The organism is Salipaludibacillus daqingensis (assembly GCF_029891575.1).
GTDB lineage: Bacteria > Bacillota > Bacilli > Bacillales > Salisediminibacteriaceae > Salipaludibacillus > Salipaludibacillus daqingensis.
Genome location: NZ_JARZHF010000005.1, coordinates 135531 through 155983 on the forward strand (window position 1 = coordinate 135531; position 20453 = coordinate 155983).

Sequence of the window (20453 nt, forward strand, 5' to 3'; positions counted from 1 at the left end):
TTCTTCACCTGCTTTTCTATGTTTGGCTAAAAGTTAAATGACGATAAGCAGTACTCAATCTTTAATTTTAACAAACTTTTCAGCTTAAATCGAAAATATAGAAAGTTTTTCATAATTAATGCTAATAAAACAAGCTAAATTATACAATGAACTCGTTCCATTCATATGAAAAATCGTAAACGTAAATGATCTAATCTACCTTAAAATTTATCACACATTTTTAATGTAAGGCATAGTAATCACTCTTTGATAGCTTAATAAAAAAAACAGCACAGTAGTTGTGCTGTTTTCTTTATTAAACTAACTTTCCATAAGAAAGTGTTTTTTCTTCCATTTTCAATCCTAGTTTTTCACCCATTTGTAACACTCTTTCTTTTTCACCTTCTGTCACAATGGAGACGACAGTGCCAGAACGTCCAGCACGACCAGTTCGACCAGAACGGTGAACGTACTGCTGAATATCGTTTGCTAAATCCAATTGAATAACGTGAGTCAAACCATCGATATCTAATCCTCTTGACGCAACATCCGTTGCCATCAGTAACGGTACTTCTCCGCTTCTAAATTGATTAATCGCTTTTTCCCGTTCTTGTTTCGTAGTAGTGCCATGAAGCACTCCAACATTTTTACCGCGAAACTCAAGACGTTCCGCAAACGTTTCTAATTCTCGTATGTCGTTTGAGAAAGCTAAACCGTATAGTCCTTCCATATTAACTAGTTTTCTTAGTAATTTTACTTTGTCACGACGCTCAGCAACAAGGTAAACATGATCCACTCTCTCTAAATGATCTCGATCCATATCGATTCGAATGACCTGTGGCGAGTCCATCCTTTGTTTCGCTTGTTTTTCTACATGTTTTGGAATCGTCGCTGAACAAATGATTCGTTGACAATCCTTCAAAACAGCTTTCATCAAGTCATCGATTTCATTTATGTGCTCTTTTGCAAAAAGTTGATCTGCTTCATCCAAAACAACTGTTTTCACTTCATGCATCTTTAGTTTTTTACTTTTTACAAGTTCCATTAATCGGCCTGGTGTAGCAATAATCACTTGAGGTTTTTTCTTCAATTTTTCTTGCTGTCGCTTTACATTTGCTCCACCGATGAGGGCAGCGCCCATAATATTACTGCCTTTTGACCAGGTTTGAACCTCGTCCAAAATTTGCATTACTAATTCTCGAGAAGATGCAACAATGACAATTTGTGTTTGCTTTATATTCGTGTCTATTTTTTGCAAAGCGGGTATTAAATAAGCTAACGTTTTTCCTGACCCTGTTGGGGCTTCTGCGATAATATTTTTTCCTTCTAATGCCTTAGGAATCATCTCTGTTTGAATTTGTGTTAATGTTGTAAAACCTGATTTCTCCCACGCCTCTTGTAAGAAGGGTGGTAAAGTAGGTATGATAGACGATGGATTACTCATTGATTTCTCCTTTTTTGAGAGGGTATATTATTACAATGCTCTCTTTTCTCAGTGCTAATCCGATTTTAACTTATTTTTAGAAAAGTGCAAGGTAGCCGTTGATCTATGTCTTGTTATCAAGAAAGAAAACTAGTCTGTTTGCTTATCATTGGAAGGTCTATACATTCCAATAGAAAATAAATGATGATGAAAGTAACACAATTTTATATATAGAGGTGCAGTAGAATGAGTATATTAACAGTAAAAAATTTAAGTCATGGCTTTGGCGACCGTGAGATTTTTCATGATGTCTCTTTCCGCCTCCTTAAAGGAGAGCACATCGGTCTAGTTGGTGCGAATGGGGAAGGGAAATCAACGTTCATGAATATCATTACCGGTCAACTTGATCCAGACGAAGGTAAAGTCGATTGGTCAAAACATGTTCGTGTAGGTTTTTTGGATCAACACACCGTTTTAGAAAAAGGGCAAACAATGCGAGACGTTCTGAAGGGAGCGTTCAAATATTTATACGATTTAGAATCCGACATGAACCAGATGTATGAAAAAATGGGGGACGTTTCCCCTGAAGAAATGGAAAAGTTACTAGAAGACGTTGGTATCATTCAAGATATGTTAACAAATAATGACTTTTACACGATCGATGCGAAAGTAGAAGAAATTGCGAAAGGGTTAGGATTAGATGAAATTGGTCTTGAGCAAGAAGTCAATGATTTAAGTGGTGGCCAACGAACGAAAGTACTACTAGCTAAACTTCTTCTAGAAAAACCAGATATTCTACTATTAGACGAACCTACAAACTTCCTAGATGAACAACATATCGAATGGTTAAAACGGTATTTACAAGAATACGAGAATGCATTTATTCTTATTTCCCACGATATTCCGTTCCTAAATTCGGTCATCAACCTTGTTTATCATATGGAAAATTTGTCATTAGATCGCTACGCTGGGGATTACGATCATTTCATGCACGTCTATGAAGTAAAAAAACAGCAAATAGAATCTGCATATAAAAAGCAACAAAAGGAAATCGCTGGCTTAAAAGACTTTGTGGCTCGCAATAAAGCAAGAGTAGCAACAAGGAACATGGCCATGTCTAGGCAAAAAAAGCTAGATAAAATGGAAAAGATCGAATTAACCCAAGATAAACCAAAACCAGAGTTCAACTTTTTATTCTCTAGAACACCTAGTAAGCTCATTTTTGAAGCTACCGATTTAGTCATTGGTTATGATGAACCGTTATCTGCTCCATTAAATTTACGAATGGAAAGAGGACAAAAGCTTGCATTAACAGGTGCGAATGGAATTGGTAAAACAACCCTGCTAAAAAGTTTATTAGGTGAAATCCCACCATTAAAAGGCTCCGTAGAACGCGGAGACAACTTGCACCTTGGCTACTTTGAACAAGAAGTAAAAAAACAAACAAACCTGTCTTGTATGGAAGATATTTGGGAAGACTTTCCTCATTTTTCACAACGAGAAGTTCGCTCCGCTTTAGCAAAGTGTGGTTTAATGACAAAACATATTGAAAGTAAAGTGTCTGTCTTAAGTGGCGGAGAAAAGTCGAAAGTACGACTTTGTAAACTCATTAACAGCGAAACAAATGTGTTAGTCTTAGATGAGCCTACTAATCATTTAGATGTGGATGCGAAAGCGGAATTAAAACGAGCCCTTCAAGCATACAAAGGAAGTATTCTCCTTATCAGTCACGAACCTGAGTTTTATCAAGATATTGTGACAGATGTTTGGAACGGCGAATCGTGGACAACAAAAGTATTTTAAACATTGGCTCTGTTATCATTTAGTCGTCAATTAGCATAGCTTAAACATAAAAACATATGCCTCTCTGCAATGGAAGTTACAGAGAGGTTTTTTATTATAGATTATTTGATATTTCTCGACATGGGGCAACACCGTTTCTTCCATTACTTTTCGCTTGATAAAGTGCTTCATCTACTCGTTTGATAAAACGAAAGGAGCTTTCGTTTTTACTTGGCTGAACAGTCTTTACTCCAAGACTTATCGTCACATATTTAGAAACCGTAGAAACTTCATGTAAATTTGTAACTGTTCGACTAACTTTTGTATTTCTAGAGCTAGTTCATATGACTTCCCTTCTGAAAAATGGGGCAAAATCATTGCAAACTCCTCTCCTCCATAGCGTGCAAAAACCACATCTTCTTGCGATAAGTGTATATCTATTTCATTTGTCACTAGTTTTAAACAGTCATCTCCGGCTTGATGGCCATAGAAATCATTGAAGTTTTTGAAATAATCAAAATCTAACATAATCATCGAAAGTTCACCTTGGTTATTCACTGCTTCTCCCCATAAAAAATCCAATTGTTCATCAAAATATCGGCGATTTGCTAGACCTGTTATTAAGAAGACACCAAATGATTCTGCCATCTTTATGAACGTAACGTTTTTCCATTTGGTAATTATTTTGTTCGCCTTGAATAGGTTCCTCTACTTTTTTCTTACTTTCATGAACATCTTTGGAGTGTGTCAATTCTACAAATGATTTGGTTTTTAACTCTTCTTCCGAATACCCGAGCATCTTTGTTAAACTTGAATTAGCTAGAAAAAACTTTCCTTCTATGGACACGAGAGCGATGCCTATAGACGAAAAACGAAATGCTTGCTCAAATAATTCTGATGCATCAACTCCGTGTATCATCATTCCCACTCCTCATCCATTTAATCTCCTATAAACACTATTCCTTTACTTAATATCAGTTCTTTTAATTCATTAATAAAGTCCCATTCCCTGTTTTTCACCTTTATAACTACTTAAATAATAAATTGACATTTCCTCCACTTTTTGAAGGCTAAATAGCCTTTGCAGAAAAAAAGCTCGCCGAATGGCGAGCTTTCTATTTCAAAGTCATTTTAACACTTAGTCCGGTCGATCTAGTTCAAATATCTTTCCTAACGTTGTGTACTTTTTACCACCTAATCTAGCAACTGGTTTTAATTTATTCGTTTTCACTATCCCTTCTTCGTATAATTCGTCGTCGACATAGTAGCTAACAATTCGCCCAATAATATAATCTGTGGCCGATTCTCCTTCTTCAAAAACAAGGTGTTTCTCTAATATACATTCGAAGCGAACTTTGCTTTCTTTTAATGATGGTACACCGACGACGTCGCTTACTGTTGGTGAAAGACCTACTTTTTTCACTTCACTTTGATCAGGTGGCAAGTTCATTGACGTCAAATTTACCTTTTTTACATTATCTTCATCTGTCACATGGACAACAAATTCACCTACTTGCAAAATATTTCTAGCGGTATCTTTTTGTTGCCCTTGTTTTCGACCAATCGATACTGCTAATAATGGCGGTTCAGCAGAAATGATATTGAAATAACTAAAAGGTGCTGCATTTATGACTCCTTCTTGAGACATGGAAGTAATGAAAGCAATCGGCCTAGGTGTCACTGCTGATGTCAGCAAGCGATAATTATCTTTTTTTGATAAATTTTTAGGGTCCATTTTCGCCATGTTCCATCACTCTCCTTTCATGTTTTTGTCATACCATTCTTTCGCGTGATCTATTTCTTCTCTTGTCAATTGGTGACCTTGATTAGCCCAAAAAACCTCAACTGAAGCCCCCGCTTCACTTAACGTTTTTTCCAACTCATCGGTCTCTTCAGGAGGACAAATAGGGTCATTTGAACCTGCACCTATAAATACTGGGAATTTTTCTAGTTTCGGTAACTCAATCCCTCTACGTGGCACCATCGGGTGAAGGAGTACAGCTCCATTAAGAGGTTTCTCGAAATGATACACGAGACTTGCTGCAATGTTTGCCCCGTTTGAGTATCCAACCGCTGTCACTTTGTCACGGTCGAATCCATGCTCTTTTGCTGCATCATTGATAAAATCTTGAAGTTCTTTCGTACGGAAAATCAAATCTTCTTCGTCAAAAACACCTTCAGCTAAACGGCGAAAAAAACGATTCATGCCGTTCTCATCTACATTTCCCCTAACGCTTAATACAGAGGCATTCGGATCGATCATTTCTGCAATCGGCAGTAAATCTTGCTCATCTCCTCCTGTTCCATGTAGTAGTAACAACGTCTGGTCATGTCCTTTTGTTCCTTGTTTAAAAATATTTTTCATGTTTTAACACACTCCTCAAAATTTAAGTATAAAAAATTACTTTACTAATCTCATTTCTTATTTACAACGACAAATCACTTTCAAAAAGTAAGTACCTCTATTATAGTACCTCATAAAATCTTTTTCAAACATTTGTGACGTATCCATATGTACCTTTAAACAATATGTTGAAGGAGACGACATAATATATTCTCCATAACAAAATCATATCATTTCCTTTCACCCTTCCCCTCATAGTATATTCTATATGTAAACGTTTTCAAAACAAAGGAGGAAATTGGTATGGGAGGAAAAGAAACAATTATTGTCAATCAATTTGTCAACGGTGTGTTGGATCCCAATGAAGACATGCTTGGACCGGTTCAAGATGGAGGTCACATTATCGCTAATACGACTCCAGGTTGTTGGGGACCTATGATTACACCATGCCTTCGAGGGGGACACGAAGTAACTAAACCAGTTTTCGTTGAAGGGGCAGAAGTAGGGGATGCGATTGCGATCAAAATCAAATCCATCCGAGTGACATCCATCGCAACCGCCTCAGGAAATGATGCCCCTGTCGATGGACGATTTCTTGGTGACCCTTTCGTTGCCGTAAAATGTCCGGAATGTGAAACGATGTATCCAGATACTGTTATTAAAGGAATTGGTCAAGATGCGATTCGTTGTGCTAAATGTGGTGCTGACGTCACACCTTTCCGGTTCACGAACGCTTATACGATGACTTTTGATGATTCGAAGCAAGTCGGTATCACTCTTGATGCAAAAGGAGCAGAGCAAGTTGCAAAAGCGGGTCGTCACTATATGGCAACCCCAGATCAGTCCGTTCAAAACCCTGTCGTTACATTTGCTCCTCACGATATGGTTGGCACACTCGCTCGACTTAGACCATTTATGGGTCAACTAGGTACCACTCCTTCTCGTCCAATTCCAGATTCTCACAACGCTGGGGATTTCGGTTCTTTTCTAGTGGGAGCTCCGCACGAATATGCTCTTACTCAAGAAGAATTGGAAGATAGAACAGATGGACATATGGATATCAATCGCGCTCGAGAAGGCGCTGTCGTTATTTGTCCAGTTAAAGTCCCTGGCGGTGGTGTATATCTAGGCGATATGCACGCGATGCAAGGAGACGGTGAAATAGCAGGACATACAACGGACGTTTCCGGAATTGTCACGCTACAAGTTTCTGTTATCAAAGGGTTAAATATCCAAGGTCCCATTCTATTACCAGTATCAGAAGACTTGCCTTTTTTAGCTAAACCTTTCTCAAAAGAAGAACGTGAAAAAGCCGAACGTTTAGCAAAACAATGGAATATGGAAAATCGTATAGAAAAGTCTCTTCCTCTCTCATTTGTGGGGACAGGCCCAACGCTAAATGATGCAACAACAAACGGGTTAGAGCGAGCTGCTATTTTACTAGGAGTAAGCGTCCCTGAAGTGATGAACCGTGCAACCGTTACTGGTTCCATCGAAATCGGACGAAACCCTGGTGTTATTACTGTAACGTTCTTAGTTCCCGTTCATGATTTGGAAAAACTACAGTTAGATCAATTAGCCATCGAGCAATACGGCAATATCGAATAGTTTTCTTCATTTTTTGATCTATGATTCTTTTTTCTTCGATTGCCTCTAGTATTTCAGCCTGTTGATCTTGTACACTAAGTGAAGGATGAAATTATTAGGACGTTTTGGAGGATAAACATGCTGAAAAAGGCTGAACAAAAATTAAAAGAACATTACGGATATGATGATTTTAGAAAAGGACAAAAAGATATTCTTGCTAAAGTTTTTGATCATAAAAATACGATGGGTGTTATGCCGACGGGTGGAGGGAAATCCATTTGTTATCAAATTCCTTCTCTTCTTTTTTCTGGTGTGACACTCGTTATCTCCCCTCTTATTTCATTGATGAAAGACCAAGTAGATGAACTTCAAGAAGTGGGGATCGATTCGACTTATATTAATAGCTCCTTAAGCCATGAAGAAGTTCGGGACAGGATTGATGGCATTCGTCAAGGTATTCACAAACTCGTATATGTTGCTCCTGAGCGACTAGAGTCTTCTGGATTTTTGCAAATGCTTCAATCGCTGCCTATCTCATTACTTGCCGTCGACGAGGCTCATTGCTTATCTCAATGGGGTCATGATTTCCGCCCTAGTTATTTAAAAATTCCTAGTCTTATTAAACAGTTACCTGGACAACCAGCTGTATTAGCTCTCACCGCAACGGCAACACCCGAAGTAACAGATGATATTTGCCAAGCATTATCCATTCAATCTGACAATGTTATTCAAACTGGTTTTGCGAGAGAAAATTTATCGTTCCATGTCGTCAAAGGAATGGACCGAGACATGTATATTAAAGACTATTTAAAGCGTAACGGTCATTATTCTGGCATTATTTATGCAGCAACGAGAAAAGAAGTAGAACGTCTCCACGAGAAATTGACAAAAATGGGAATTTCCGTTGGTAAATACCATGGCGGATTAACTTCAGATGAACGACGACAAATGCAAGAGTCCTTTGTTTATGACAATACTCAAGTAATGGTTGCAACAAATGCGTTTGGTATGGGGATAAACAAATCAAATGTTCGTTTTGTTATTCATGCGCAGATGCCTCGAAATATTGAAAGCTACTATCAAGAAGCAGGTCGTGCAGGACGAGATGGCGAAGATAGTGAATGTATTCTGCTATTTACCCCACAAGATATTCGAATTCAACAATTTCTTATCGATCAATCAACGATGGCAGAGGAACGTAAAGAGCAAGAATATAGTAAACTTCAAGCGATCGTCAATTATTGTCATACTGAAATGTGTTTACAAGCATACATCCTTGATTACTTTAGTGACAATGACATCTCTCCATGCGGACGTTGTTCGGAGTGTGTGGACAATCGAAACACGGTTGACGTAACGAGAGAAGCTCAAATGGTATTCTCTTGCATAAAACGAATGGACGAACGGTTTGGAAAAACAATGGTTGCCCAAGTACTTGTCGGTTCTTCCAACAAAAAGGTGAAAGACTTCTCATTTAATCGTTTATCTACCTACGGTTTGATGAAAGATCGCACACAAAAAGAAGTGAGTCAGTTTATTGACTATCTCGTTGCCTCTCAATTTTTAAAAATGAGTGGTGGGAATTACCCAGTCTTGCAACTTACTGAAAATACGATAGCTGTGTTAAAAGGAGAAAAAAAAGTCGAGAAAAAACAGGCCAAACAGACAACTGTTCTTTCCAAACAGCACCCTCTATTTGAAAAATTACGTGAACTTCGAACAACTCTTGCAAAAGAGCATGCCGTAGCTCCATACATGGTTTTTTCAGATCAAACGTTAAATGATTTATGCGCCAAACTACCTGAAACGGAAAGTGATTTATTAGATGTTAAAGGGATTGGTCAGATGAAAGTCGATTCTTATGGAGAGCAATTCCTTCAAGTTATCGCAAATTATTTAGATGAGAATCCTGATGAAAAGAGTTCTTCTAATTTATCCAATCCTTCTAACATGAATCCAGAATCAAAAGCTGATGGAATTGGGATAAAAAAAGATAAAACACCTAGTTTTGTGACAACAGTAGAAATGTATAAACAAGGTTACTCTATTGAACAAATATGCGAAGCACGGCAAATAAAACAGACGACAGTGCAAAGTCACTTTTTACAAGCAGCTGACGATGGTTATGATATCGATTTTGATCGTCTTGTTGAAAAAGAACACATGTCGCTCGTAGAAAAAGTAGTAGACGAAATTGGTCTTGAAAATGGAATGAAGCCTATTAAAGAAGCATTACCTGAAGAGATTGATTACTTTACAATTCGTGTTTTTATAAATAAATACCAGCAGTTTGTTGCAGAAAAAAGTCAATGATTGCAGTCAAAAAATCCCCATGCTAGATGAGCATGGGGATTTCCCATTCATTATAAGAACAATACAAACAAAAATCCTAATGCAACAGCTACAACTGTTGTAACGAGACCTGGAATCATAAAGCTGTGGTTTAACACATACTTACCGATTTTGGTCGTTCCTGTACGGTCAAAACTTATAGCAGCAATGATTGGACCGTAGTTTGGTATAAAGAAGTATCCGTTAACCGCTGGGAACATTGCGATCAAGAATAAAGGGTTAATTCCAAGAGTAATACCTAATGGCACAAGTGCTCCAACAGTAGCTGCCTGGCTGTTTAATAGAATCGACATAATAAACAATGCTACTGCGAAAATCCAAGGAGCCGCAGTGACCATGCTTTGAACAGCCGGTTCAATCGTATCCATATTTGCTTGGAAGAAAGTATCCCCCATCCATGCGATACCAAAAATAGCTACGACAGCAACGATTCCAGCTCGGAATACGCTTCCTTCAGCCAATTGTTGAACATTGGCTTTACAAATTAAAATGATTAATGCAGAAACGGTCAACATAATAATTTGAATCGTGTAAGGCATTGATAATGTGACCATTTCGCCTCCGTCAGCGGCAAATGAAGGACGAAGATCTGGAAAACTTCCTAATAATACTATCAACACCGCAGCAACCATAAAGAACAAAACCGAAATCTTTGATAATCCTGTAACAACAGCTTTTTCTTTTTCTGCTCGAATCGGTTCAAGACCTTTTTCTAAGCGCCGCTTGTATTCTGGATCATCTTCAAGCTCTGCACCTTTTCTACGAATAGCAAATGCCGCAACCATTATCCCAACAAAAGTAGCCGGAATCGTTACACCTAAGATCTGAAGTAACGTAATATCAAATGGGGATAATAACGCTAGTAGTGCTACTGTTGCAGCCGAAATCGGACTAGCTGTAATCGCTTGTTGAGATGCGATAACCGCGATAGACATCGGTCGCTCTGGTCGAACTTTTGACTCTTGTGCTACCTCAGCAATAACAGGTAACAATGTATATGCAACATGACCCGTTCCCGCAAAAAATGTGAAAAAGTACGTAACAATAGGGGCCATGAAGGTGATCCTATTTGGATTTTTTCGTAATACTTTTTCCGCTATCGTAACGAGATAATTCATCCCACCTGCTGCTTGTAATGACCCTGCCGCTGTAACAACAGCAACAATCATTAACATGACATCAATTGGTGGTGCAGTCGGCTCAAGATTGAAACCGAACGCGAGAATCGCGAGACCCACACCACCCATAACACCTAGTCCAATGCCCCCAATTCTTGCACCAATAAAAATAGCTATAATGACAACTGCAAACTCTAACCAAAACATCTGACTCACCTCTTCTTTACAACAAATTTATGTTTCTGATTTGATCATACCGCTTCTTTTAGAAAATGAAATGGTTTTGCTCAATATTTCACAAATAATTCGTTTTTCAATAATTAGTCACATTTCTCCTCTTTAAATTTCATCATTTTTTGGTATTGTTATTCACTCAACTAATTGGTGCTGGTAATGAAAGTTAGGAGAAACCGTCTGATCGTTATATTCTTTATGAAAAATATTCGTTGTCGCAGGAGACATGGGTGGAATAAGCCAACTCCAAGTTCCGGTTACACTTCTTCCTGCTGCCTGTTCCTTTTTTTCGAATGTCTTAAATTGTTCCGCCGCTGTATGGTGGTCAACGATACTAACTTCTTTTTTATGAAACGAATCTAATACTGCTCGATTAAGTTCTACGAGAGCTTGGTCTTTCCACAACGAAGAAGCCTTTGACGTATCAAGTCCCATTTTATCTGCTACAGCTGGTAGAAAATGATAACGACCCTCGTCAGCTAAATTCCTTGCTCCAATTTCCGTTCCCATGTACCATCCGTTAAATGGTGCTGTAGGGTATTCTATCCCACCAATTTCTAGCAACATGTCTGAAATAATCGGCACAGCATACCACTTCATATGTAAATCATTTATTTTCGATATTTCTGGATGCTTAATCGCCACTTCGAGAATATCAGCTTCATTCAATGATCGCCAAATGAGTTTCCCACTGTTTAGTTTTATAACAAGTGGTAAAAGATCAAATTGTGTCTCTTTGCTATGCCACCCTAATGATAAACAAAGGTTTGTAAATGCAATCGAGGCAGGATCTCCAATCACTTTCCCCTCACGTTCATATCCAGCATATCTGATGAGCTGATGATTCACTATTCTAACAGGAGACTCTTCTTTTTTACGAGGGGCAAAAATTGTCATTGTTGGTCGAATACGCCCTTCATTCGTAGCATAACGAATATGATTCTCTAATGCTTGAAATACCTCCTTTTCATTGAGTAATGCTCTTTCATCCTTGACGGTTAACGTATCCCAAAACAAACGGCCGATGCATTTGTTTGCATTTCTCCAAGCCATTTTTGCTCCGTGCTCTAACTCTTCGAATGTATGCTTATATGTACCTTTTCTGTCTATTTCTAGTTTGATTTCAGCTAACCTTTCTCTAATAGCTTGAGGCTTATTTAATTCTTCGTAACAACGACAAATAAAGTCCTCTGCTTTTTTATATAGTGCATTCATTTTACTCACCCTAATCATTTTTTTGTAAGGTAGATTCATCCTATGATAATATAAAGAAGAGATTAAAGTAAATATTTAACCACTAGGGGTGCCGATTGGCTGAGACAGAGCTTTGCTTGATCCCTTTGAACCTGATCTGGATGATACCAGCGTAGGAAAGTGGAACGTAGCGAGGTTAACGATTAGCCAAAGCGCTGTTCCATTAGGAACAGCGCTTTTTTGATGACAATCGTAATAAATCATCTGTTAGTAAAATGATCCAAGACAGTTACTCAATAACTAGTATTTTAATATGAAAGGATGATGACGATGACAACACTACCGATTCATACGTTAAGAAAAATAATTCAAGAAACATCGCCACTGATTCATAACATTACAAACGTTGTAGTAACTAACTTTACAGCGAATGGACTCTATGCAATTGGAGCAAGTCCAGTGATGGCTTATGCGGAGGAAGAAGTAGAGGAAATGGCTAAAATAGCCGAAGCTTTAGTTTTAAATATCGGAACGCTTACGAAACGAGAAGTTCATGCCATGCTTCTAGCTGGAAAGGCCGCCAATAAAGCCGGAACACCAATTATTCTTGATCCGGTCGGAGTTGGTGCTACTTCCTTTAGAACCGAAACGGCAAAACACTTATTAACCGAGCTAAACATCGCTGTCATTCGAGGTAACGCTGGGGAAATTGCTAACTTAACGGATCAGACAGTAGAAATGCGTGGAGTTGATTCCACTGCAAAAATGGACAACGTCGTAACCGTTGCTAAAGAAGTTGCAAAAACATGGGATACTGTCGTTGCCCTAACTGGTGAAACCGATGTGATAACAGATGGTGATCACGTTTATACCGTTGATAACGGTCACTTCCTTCAATCTAAAATAACCGGAGCTGGTTGTCTATTAAGCTCCATCGTTGGAGCTTTCGTAGCTATTCATGATGATCTGTTAGAAGCGGTCACATCTGCCGTATCCTTTTATGGAATTAGTGCACAAGTAGCTGCTGAAAAACAACCAAATATGGGTCCAGGCCATTTCCAGACACACTTTTTAGACGTATTATATCAGATATCTTCCGAAGAAATTGACCATTGGGTACGAATCCATAAATTTAATCACACGGAGGGAGATTCACTATGATACCAAAAGTACTAACGATTGCTGGCTCTGATAGTGGGGGAGGAGCTGGTATTCAAGCAGATTTAAAAACATTCCAAGAGTTAGACGTATTTGGAATGACTGCGATAACAGCAATTACTGCTCAGAATACAACAGGCGTCCAAGGTGTTTATCCCGTCGATCCGAAAGGAGTAATCCAACAAATCACCTCTGTCATGGACGACATCGGTGCGGCCGCAGTAAAAACAGGTATGTTATTTGATAAGGAACGGATTAACATCGTTGTCGATATGGCCGAGCAATATAAATGGCCTTTACTCGTTGTTGATCCTGTTATGGTTTCAACATCTGGTTCTAAATTGTTACACGAAGAAGCGATGGAAGCTTTAATAACAAAGCTGATCCCTAAAGCAACAATTATCACGCCTAATATTCCTGAAGCTAAGGAAATTACCGGCATGCCTTTAGAAACATTAGCTGATCGAAAAAAAGCAGTGAAAGCCATTCATGCCATGGGGGCAAAGTCCGTTCTTTTAAAAGGTGGTCATGAGGAAGACGCTGATAAAATAATCGATATATTGTTTGACGGCGATAATTTCCATTATTTTTCCGTACCAAAAATCGATACGGAACATACCCATGGAACTGGTTGTACGTATGCTGCAGCGATCACAGCAAACCTGGCTAAAGGAATGCCTATAGTGCAGTCTGTAAAAGAAGCAAAGAAATTTATTCATCTCGCTATTTTAGAAGGATTTTCTATTGGAGAAGGTCCAGGACCAACAAAACACGCAGCATTTCGTCATTCCAAAGAACCGTTACTGGAAGAAATGGAGGTTGAAACAGAATGACCGTGCCTAGATCGGATTTTTTAAAAGAAAAGTTGAAAGTTTATTTTATTAGTGGCACAAATAACGTCACAAAACCTTTGCCAAAAGTTCTTAAGGAAGCCATTTCAGGTGGCGTTACTCTCTTCCAATTTCGCGAAAAGGGAGTAGGTTCTTTAATCGGAGATGAGAAGGCAGAAATGGCGACTACTTTGAAGCAGATTTGTCACGCTCATCACATCCCGTTTATCGTCAATGATGATGTGGACTTAGCGATTAAAGTCGATGCAGATGGTATTCATGTTGGTCAAAAAGATGCCAATGCTTATAATGTTAGACAACAAATTAGTGAAAAAATGATTCTCGGTGTATCGGCGCACACATTGGAAGAAGCAAAAATTGCAGTAGAAAATGGTGCTGATTATATTGGCGTAGGGCCCATGTTTGCGACAACATCTAAGAAAGATGCGGAAGATGTGTGTGGTCCAGAAATGATTACACACATGCGAAGACATGGAATTCATGTTCCAATTGTAGCGATTGGAGGGATTACTGCGCAACGTACCGGAGACATCTTACGAGCAGGCGCAGATGGGGTATCACTCATCTCTGCTATCGCTTCAGCACCATCTGCTAAACAGGCTGCGGCTGAGTTTCAAAGAGAATGTAAAAGGGACTCATGAAACTGGCAGCGGCTGAAAGGAACTATCTACTTCTTTCACTTCCTTTCGCCCCCGTTCCGCTCGCTCGTCGGCACTATGACCTCCCGAACCAAACACAACCCCACCCCCAATCCAAAGAAACAAGAAAGCACAAAAACAAAAGCAGCACCCTAACAAAAGGGTGCTGCTTTAAACTCTTTATGCTTCTATCGATATGTGCTTTCCAAGAGTCCCATCAAAGTAACCTAAATCGGTTAGTTTCAGTTCTGGAATGACCGGTAAACACATAAATGACAATGCTGAGAAAGGATTAAAATTACCTTTAAATCCTAATTCTTCAAGCCCTTCATCAAGTTGCTTTAAGCCTTTATAGGCATCTACTTTCGTCCCTGAAGACATAAGTCCAGCAATATCTAACGACAACTTTGCAATGACTTCGCCCTCTTTCACAAGGACCAAACCTCCACGAACTTTACTTACTTCTTCTATTGCTTTGATCATATCTTCATCATTTGTGCCCGCTGTCACTAAATTATGTGAATCATGGGCTACCGTTAAGGCTATTGCGCCATCACTAAAACCTAAACCTTCAATCAAACCTAATCCAATATTACCTGTTAAGTGATGTCGTTCGATAACGGCCATTTTCATCAAATCATGCTCCACACTAGCAGTAAAATTACCGTCTTCTTTAGAAGGAGTTACAACAATTTTTTCCGTTACAAGGCTATTTGGAATCAATTTAATCGCATTTGCTTTTCCCGATTCAGACGACTTTATTTGCAAGCTCTTTTTTGTCACTCCGGGTAATTTAACCGTATTTAACAAAGATTCATTCGGCTTTTTGACGGTTTTTTCCTCTAGCAGCATCTCTCCTTGCTCTGCCACTAATTTACCATTTTTATAGACGTCAGAAATGGTAAATGATTGTAAATCATCGACGAGAAGCAAGTCTGCCTCAAAACCTGGGGCAATAGCACCCTTCGTTTTCAGACCGTAACATTCTGCCGCATTAAGCGTTGCAAGTTGCACTGCTAACATCGGATCTAATCCTTGCTTGATCGCAAGTCTAATATTATCATCGATGCTACCTTTTTCCATCAGTTCGTCTAAATGCTTGTCGTCCGTACAGAATAAAAATCGGCGTGCATTTTTTTCGTTCACAAGTGGAATAAGTGCTTCTAAATCTTTTGCTCCAGAACCTTCACGAATCAAAACATAGAGCCCTTTCCTTAGACGTTCGTGAGCTTCTTCAGCCGTTGTGCACTCGTGATCCGTCGTAATTCCAGCGGTTCCATAAATGTTCATCGCATGATCATCTAATCCCGCTCCATGACCATCTATAACTCGTTTTCTCGCTCTTGCATCATTTAGTTTATTCACCATACCTTGATCAGCTGCTGCCGTAGAAGGATAATCCATCACTTCCGCTAAACCTAATACCCGCTCGTGTTCATAAAATGGCTCCAAGTTTTCAGCAGTTAAATTCGCTCCTGAATTTTCAAACGGCGTGGCCGGAACACAAGAAGGCAGCATGAACATAGCATCTAACGGGATCCCTTCTGAATCATTTAACATAAATTGGATACCTTCTTCACCAGCTACGTTTGCAATTTCATGGGGATCTGTCACGATCGTTGTGACACCATGTGGAACGACTACGTGAGCAAAATGACTTGGTGGAACCATTGATGATTCGATGTGAACGTGCCCATCAATCAGACCTGGAACGATGAATTTACCTGCTGCATCGACTTCTTTTTCACCATTATAATCACCTATGCCTACGATTTTTCCGTCAAAAATCGCCACATCACCTGATTCAACCTCTAACGTGAATACGTTAACAATTTTTCCGTTCTTAATGACTAAATCAGCCGGCTGTTGTTTATTTGAGACTTGAATTCGCTTCGTTAATTTCGCTTTTTCATCCATCGTTTTGTCTCCTTTTCTTTTTTTGAAAAAAACTCCAGGATCCACCTGGAGCAGTTTTGTCATCAAATGAGTAAGTAAGTCCATTATAACGAAATAGATGTCAGACGTCTATCTACATTCAATGAATTGTCACATATTCTTCCATGATTTATCCAACTTCGCGTTTTAATTGACTATAAAATAAATCAGCATAAAATCCATCTTCTTCTAATAATTCATGATGGGATCCTTTTTCAATTAATTTTCCTTCTTGCAATACGAGAATTTGATCTGCCTGTTGAATTGTATTTAAACGATGGGCAACGACGAAACTCGTTCTGCCATTCATCAATCGCTGCAGTGCCTCTTGTATTTTCAGTTCTGTCACTGTATCAATGCTGCTCGTTGCTTCATCTAAGACGAGAATTGCTGGATCGGCTAACAAGGCTCTCGCAATCGAGAGTAATTGTTTCTGCCCTTGACTGATGCCACCGCCTTCTGCATTAATTGGTGTATCATATTTGTCAGGCATACGATCAATAAAAGAATGAGCATTGGCAAGTTTCGCTGCCTCTTCTACTTCCTCATCAGTCGCATTCAATCGACCGTAACGAATATTTTCTCGTATCGTCCCTTGAAAGAGAAACGAATCTTGCAGAACAAAAGCCATATGTTTTCGTAACGATTCCCGTTTTATCTTGGAAGTATCGACCCCATCAACAGTAATCACACCGTTATCGGGATCATAAAACCTCGATAATAAACTGATCATCGTCGTTTTACCCGCTCCTGTTGGCCCAACAAACGCAATTGATTCTCCAACGGACGCATGAAACGTGATATCTTTTACGGTATTTCCTTCTTTTTCATAAGAGAAAGAGACGTTGTCAAAACTAACCTCGCCTTTCACATCTTGCAACTCCTCTTGCCAAATTTCATCACTTAATTCATCTTGTTCATCCATTATCGAGAAGACACGTTCTGCCCCTGCAATCGCCGATAACAACGTATTAAATTGATTCGCTAAATCATTCAACGGACGCGTAAATTGTCTCGCATATTCTGCGAAAATGACGATAACACCAATCGTTATCATCCCATTTAAAACGAAGATCCCTCCGACACCAGCAATAATCGCAAAGCTTAAGTTGTTCAGCATATTCATTAGTTTTGGGATAAATCCTGAGATCGTTTGTGCCCAAAAACCTGCTTTCCGCAACTCCATATTTCGTTCTTCAAATCCATGCATCACTTTCTCTTCTTGAGAAAATGTTTTGATGATTCGTTGGCCGGACATGGATTCTTGTATATATCCATTTAATTCTCCGAGGTTTGACTGCTGCGCTTTAAATAGTTTCCCAGTACGATTAGTGATCCACTTCATTCCAACAACCATAGCAGGTACGATCGTTAACGTAATTAGCGTCAACAACGGGCTTAAATATAACATGACGGAAATCGTTCCGATAAGCGTTAATAAACTTGCGAAAATTTGGATCACAGAACTATTCAGCGTATTACTGACATTCTCCATATCATTTGTTAAACGACTCATTAAATCTCCATGTTTTCGCTTATCAAAAAACGGTATTGGGAGTTTATGAAGATGATCAAATAATTGCGTTCGCATCGTAAACACGGTTTTTTGCGCAATCCTCACCATCCAAAAATGCTGCAAAAATACAGAAATAGAATGGAATACGTAAATGACTGCTAGTCCAATTAATACCCAGACGAGAGTCGTTGTATCTTGCTCAACAATAAATTCATCGATGGAAACACCAACGATAAAAGGACCTAACAAAGCAAAGAATGAGCTTAAAAAGATCATTACTAATACGAGAAATAAACGACCCTTACTTTCAGCAAGATAGCTCCAAATTCGTTTCAATGTTCCTTTCCAATCTTGTGCTCGTTTCTTAGTGGACGTATTTCCTTGTTTCTCAGTTGAAGAAGGATCTTGAAGAGGCATTTTTTCATGTTTAAACGGTTCCGTTAATTTATTTAACATACGTTGCCTTCTCCTTCCCAAACTGTGAATCAAATATTTTCTGATAGAGGGTAGAGTTCTTCAATAACTCTTCATGTGTGCCACGAGCTACAATTTGACCATCTTCCATTAACAAAATTTGATCCGCATTCATCGTCGTACTCATCTTTTGCGTAATCATAATCGTTGTGCATGAGTAGTTTTTCAATGCTTTTAATAGTCGCTTTTCCGTTTTTACGTCTAGTGCACTAGTACTGTCATCAAAAAGTAAGATTTTCGGTTTTCTAACGAGAGCTCTAGCAATGGAAATCCGTTGCTTCTGTCCTCCAGATAAATTAACACCGCGCTGTCCGATGACGGTTTCGGAACCATTCGGTAGTTCAATGACCGTATCATGGATTTGTGCATCTTTTAATGATTGCTCCATCTCGGTTTTTGACGCATCTTCTTTTCCCCATAACAAGTTTTCTTCAATAGAACCGGTAAAAAGCATCGCTTCTTGTGGCACGTAACCAATTTGTCGGCGTAGATGCTTTAATTTCATTTTCCTAATATCATGCCCATCAATCCAAACCGTACCACGGTCTATATCATAAAGTCTTGGAATCAGTTGAAACATCGACGTTTTCCCTGAACCTGTAGCGCCAAGTACTGCCACCGTTTCCCCAGGTTTCGCTTCAAACGAAATGTCTTCAAGGATTCGTTTCTCTGTTCCAGGATAGCGAAAAGACACGCGATCGAATTGGATACTACCTTCTGTTATCGTCGGTGCATGATCGAGATCTTCGGCGTCTTTTAAGTCCACATCTACTTCTAACACATCTGCAATTCGCTCTGATGAAGCTCTTGCTCTAGAAAAAATAATGATGATCATGGAAAATATAGATAACGCTCCAGTCATACGTGTCACATAGTTTACGATAGCAACAACTTCCCCTACCGTAGCTCCACCAGTATTGACTCCAATGCTTCCAAACCAAAGTACAGCTATAATGCTTCCATTCATGACGAGAAGAATGACAGGCATCGTTGTTTCAATGAGACGAAGCGCTTTTACTGTTTTATTACGAAGGTCGTCTGATGCAGTTGTAAAACGGCTTGATTCATGCTTTCTCCGGATAAATGATTTGATTAAGCGTATCGCTGTTAAGTTCTCTTGAACAACGTTGTTCACTTGATCAACGCGAGCTTGCACCGCTTTGAATAATCTCCCAGCTTTTCGCATGAGCCATAATAAAAACGTGACTAGTATCGGAATTGTAACAACGAGAATAAGTGCTAGCTGCACGTTTACAAACAACGCCATGATAACAGATCCAATAACTAATAAAGGAGCTCGAAGCATAATCCTTAAACTCATAAAAATCGTATTTTGAATCTGATTCACATCGTTTGTCATTCTTGTCATTAATGACGATGTTGGAAACTGACTGAAGTTTGAAAAAGCAAACGACTGGACTTTTCCAAATAGTCTCCCTCTCAAATCAAACCCTGTATGTTGACTAACGTGTGCGGCATAAAAAGAGTTTATAATCCCTGCTGCAAAAGCTACTAACGAAAGTCCTACCATGACACCACCCCATGTCATGACTACCGTTAAGTCTTCTTGCATAATTCCATCATCTATAATTTTAGACATGAGCAGCGGTTGAACTAGCTCAACAGACAATTCTACTAACGTTAGCGTAAGCGCAACCATAATAGCTAAACGATATGGCCCCAAAAAAGAAAAAACAGTTTTCATTTTGTATCGCTTCCTTCAAAGATGTTATGTTCGTTGATTTTCATAGCTATTTTTCGTATTGTTTAGAAATTGTAAACACTTCTGCTTTACACTTTACCATATTTTTTTAAAGAAAGATCACGATACGATTCGTCCTTCTCGGTTGGTCGGTTCGTCCATTTAA

Annotated in this window: 15 protein-coding genes, 1 pseudogene and 1 riboswitch; of the genes and pseudogenes, 6 read left to right on the top strand and 10 right to left on the bottom strand. The window is 38.9% G+C overall.

Translation table 11 applies throughout. The features are described from left to right. Positions 1–295: 295 nt before the first annotated feature. The gene (locus tag QDN89_RS11320) at positions 296–1423 is read right to left on the bottom strand and encodes a DEAD/DEAH box helicase (RefSeq protein ID WP_280770247.1); all 1128 of its coding nucleotides are present in this window, start codon (positions 1421–1423) and stop codon (positions 296–298) included. 225 nt (positions 1424–1648) lie between these two features. Between QDN89_RS11320 and QDN89_RS11325 the strand changes: the two genes are divergently transcribed. Further along, positions 1649–3205, top strand: a complete 1557-nt coding sequence (locus QDN89_RS11325) for an ABC-F family ATP-binding cassette domain-containing protein (protein WP_280770248.1) — start codon at positions 1649–1651, stop codon at positions 3203–3205. A 94-nt stretch (positions 3206–3299) separates the two neighbouring features. Here the strand turns inward: QDN89_RS11325 and QDN89_RS11330 are convergent. From QDN89_RS11330 to QDN89_RS11345, 4 genes and pseudogenes are all read right to left on the bottom strand, one after another. Continuing rightward, positions 3300–3832, bottom strand: a pseudogene (locus QDN89_RS11330) (diguanylate cyclase). Continuing rightward, positions 3774–4103, bottom strand: coding sequence for a PAS domain S-box protein (locus tag QDN89_RS11335; RefSeq protein WP_280770250.1), 330 nt, complete (start codon positions 4101–4103; stop codon positions 3774–3776). The pseudogene QDN89_RS11330 and the gene QDN89_RS11335 overlap by 59 nt, the downstream one beginning before the upstream one ends. Positions 4104–4322: 219 nt before the next feature. Further along, entirely contained in the window at positions 4323–4928 is a 606-nt protein-coding gene (locus tag QDN89_RS11340; protein ID WP_280770251.1) for a flavin reductase family protein, read from the bottom strand. Positions 4929–4934: 6 nt separating this feature from the next. Beyond that, complete coding sequence (locus tag QDN89_RS11345) at positions 4935–5549, bottom strand: alpha/beta hydrolase (RefSeq protein ID WP_280770252.1); 615 nt, start codon at positions 5547–5549, stop codon at positions 4935–4937. Positions 5550–5831: 282 nt separating this feature from the next. On the opposite strand from QDN89_RS11345, the gene QDN89_RS11350 reads away from it, so the two are divergent. Continuing rightward, entirely contained in the window at positions 5832–7136 is a 1305-nt protein-coding gene (locus QDN89_RS11350; RefSeq protein WP_280770253.1) for an acetamidase/formamidase family protein, read from the top strand. Between the two features lie 117 nt (positions 7137–7253). Then, positions 7254–9428 carry a DNA helicase RecQ gene (recQ, locus tag QDN89_RS11355; RefSeq protein WP_280770254.1) on the top strand — a complete coding sequence of 725 codons (2175 nt, stop codon included), beginning with the start codon at positions 7254–7256 and terminating at the stop codon, positions 9426–9428. A gap of 50 nt (positions 9429–9478) precedes the next feature. Here recQ and QDN89_RS11360 read toward each other — a convergent pair whose 3' ends face one another. Together QDN89_RS11360 and QDN89_RS11365 are read right to left on the bottom strand one after the other, a co-directional pair. Then, complete coding sequence (locus tag QDN89_RS11360; RefSeq protein WP_280770255.1) at positions 9479–10792, bottom strand: anaerobic C4-dicarboxylate transporter family protein; 1314 nt, start codon at positions 10790–10792, stop codon at positions 9479–9481. A 162-nt stretch (positions 10793–10954) separates the two neighbouring features. Next, positions 10955–12034, bottom strand: coding sequence for a nitric oxide synthase oxygenase (locus QDN89_RS11365; protein WP_280770256.1), 1080 nt, complete (start codon positions 12032–12034; stop codon positions 10955–10957). A 74-nt stretch (positions 12035–12108) separates the two neighbouring features. Continuing rightward, positions 12109–12209: riboswitch (TPP riboswitch) on the top strand. 125 nt (positions 12210–12334) lie between these two features. On the opposite strand from QDN89_RS11365, the gene thiM reads away from it, so the two are divergent. The 3 genes from thiM to thiE are packed head-to-tail and all read left to right on the top strand — an operon-like array spanning position 12335 to position 14663. Beyond that, the gene (gene thiM / locus QDN89_RS11370) at positions 12335–13174 is read left to right on the top strand and encodes a hydroxyethylthiazole kinase (protein ID WP_425335397.1); all 840 of its coding nucleotides are present in this window, start codon (positions 12335–12337) and stop codon (positions 13172–13174) included. Continuing rightward, a complete protein-coding gene (thiD, locus tag QDN89_RS11375) occupies positions 13171–14004 on the top strand; it encodes a bifunctional hydroxymethylpyrimidine kinase/phosphomethylpyrimidine kinase (protein WP_280770258.1) in 834 nt (277 codons plus the stop codon). Before thiM ends, thiD begins: the two co-directional genes overlap by 4 nt. Then, positions 14001–14663: a thiamine phosphate synthase gene (gene thiE / locus QDN89_RS11380; RefSeq protein ID WP_280770259.1), complete on the top strand. Its 663-nt coding sequence runs from the start codon at positions 14001–14003 to the stop codon at positions 14661–14663. Before thiD ends, thiE begins: the two co-directional genes overlap by 4 nt. Before the next feature lie 177 nt (positions 14664–14840). Here thiE and ade read toward each other — a convergent pair whose 3' ends face one another. The 3 genes from ade to QDN89_RS11395 all read right to left on the bottom strand — a co-directional run bounded on the left by ade (position 14841) and on the right by QDN89_RS11395 (position 20290). Next, positions 14841–16577 carry an adenine deaminase gene (ade, locus tag QDN89_RS11385; protein ID WP_280770260.1) on the bottom strand — a complete coding sequence of 579 codons (1737 nt, stop codon included), beginning with the start codon at positions 16575–16577 and terminating at the stop codon, positions 14841–14843. Between the two features lie 148 nt (positions 16578–16725). Continuing rightward, positions 16726–18567 carry an ABC transporter ATP-binding protein gene (locus QDN89_RS11390; RefSeq protein ID WP_280770261.1) on the bottom strand — a complete coding sequence of 614 codons (1842 nt, stop codon included), beginning with the start codon at positions 18565–18567 and terminating at the stop codon, positions 16726–16728. Further along, on the bottom strand, positions 18557–20290 hold the full coding sequence (locus tag QDN89_RS11395) for an ABC transporter ATP-binding protein (RefSeq protein WP_280770262.1): 1734 nt from the start codon (positions 20288–20290) through the stop codon (positions 18557–18559). Before QDN89_RS11395 ends, QDN89_RS11390 begins: the two co-directional genes overlap by 11 nt. Positions 20291–20453: the final 163 nt, after the last annotated feature.

Excerpts from the sequence above, each read along its gene's own strand:
- thiE (WP_280770259.1), top strand. The coding sequence starts at position 14,001 with ATGACCGTGCCTAGATCGGATTTTTTAAAAGAAAAGTTGAAAGTTTAT.
- ade (WP_280770260.1), bottom strand. The coding sequence starts at position 16,577 with ATGGATGAAAAAGCGAAATTAACGAAGCGAATTCAAGTCTCAAATAAA.
- QDN89_RS11335 (WP_280770250.1), bottom strand. The coding sequence starts at position 4,103 with ATGATACACGGAGTTGATGCATCAGAATTATTTGAGCAAGCATTTCGT.
- QDN89_RS11320 (WP_280770247.1), bottom strand. The coding sequence starts at position 1,423 with ATGAGTAATCCATCGTCTATCATACCTACTTTACCACCCTTCTTACAA.
- QDN89_RS11365 (WP_280770256.1), bottom strand. The coding sequence starts at position 12,034 with ATGAATGCACTATATAAAAAAGCAGAGGACTTTATTTGTCGTTGTTAC.
- QDN89_RS11340 (WP_280770251.1), bottom strand. The coding sequence starts at position 4,928 with ATGGCGAAAATGGACCCTAAAAATTTATCAAAAAAAGATAATTATCGC.
- QDN89_RS11350 (WP_280770253.1), top strand. The coding sequence starts at position 5,832 with ATGGGAGGAAAAGAAACAATTATTGTCAATCAATTTGTCAACGGTGTG.
- QDN89_RS11325 (WP_280770248.1), top strand. The coding sequence starts at position 1,649 with ATGAGTATATTAACAGTAAAAAATTTAAGTCATGGCTTTGGCGACCGT.
- thiM (WP_425335397.1), top strand. The coding sequence starts at position 12,335 with ATGATGACGATGACAACACTACCGATTCATACGTTAAGAAAAATAATT.
- QDN89_RS11390 (WP_280770261.1), bottom strand. The coding sequence starts at position 18,567 with ATGTTAAATAAATTAACGGAACCGTTTAAACATGAAAAAATGCCTCTT.
- thiD (WP_280770258.1), top strand. The coding sequence starts at position 13,171 with ATGATACCAAAAGTACTAACGATTGCTGGCTCTGATAGTGGGGGAGGA.
- recQ (WP_280770254.1), top strand. The coding sequence starts at position 7,254 with ATGCTGAAAAAGGCTGAACAAAAATTAAAAGAACATTACGGATATGAT.
- QDN89_RS11360 (WP_280770255.1), bottom strand. The coding sequence starts at position 10,792 with ATGTTTTGGTTAGAGTTTGCAGTTGTCATTATAGCTATTTTTATTGGT.
- QDN89_RS11345 (WP_280770252.1), bottom strand. The coding sequence starts at position 5,549 with ATGAAAAATATTTTTAAACAAGGAACAAAAGGACATGACCAGACGTTG.
- QDN89_RS11395 (WP_280770262.1), bottom strand. The coding sequence starts at position 20,290 with ATGAAAACTGTTTTTTCTTTTTTGGGGCCATATCGTTTAGCTATTATG.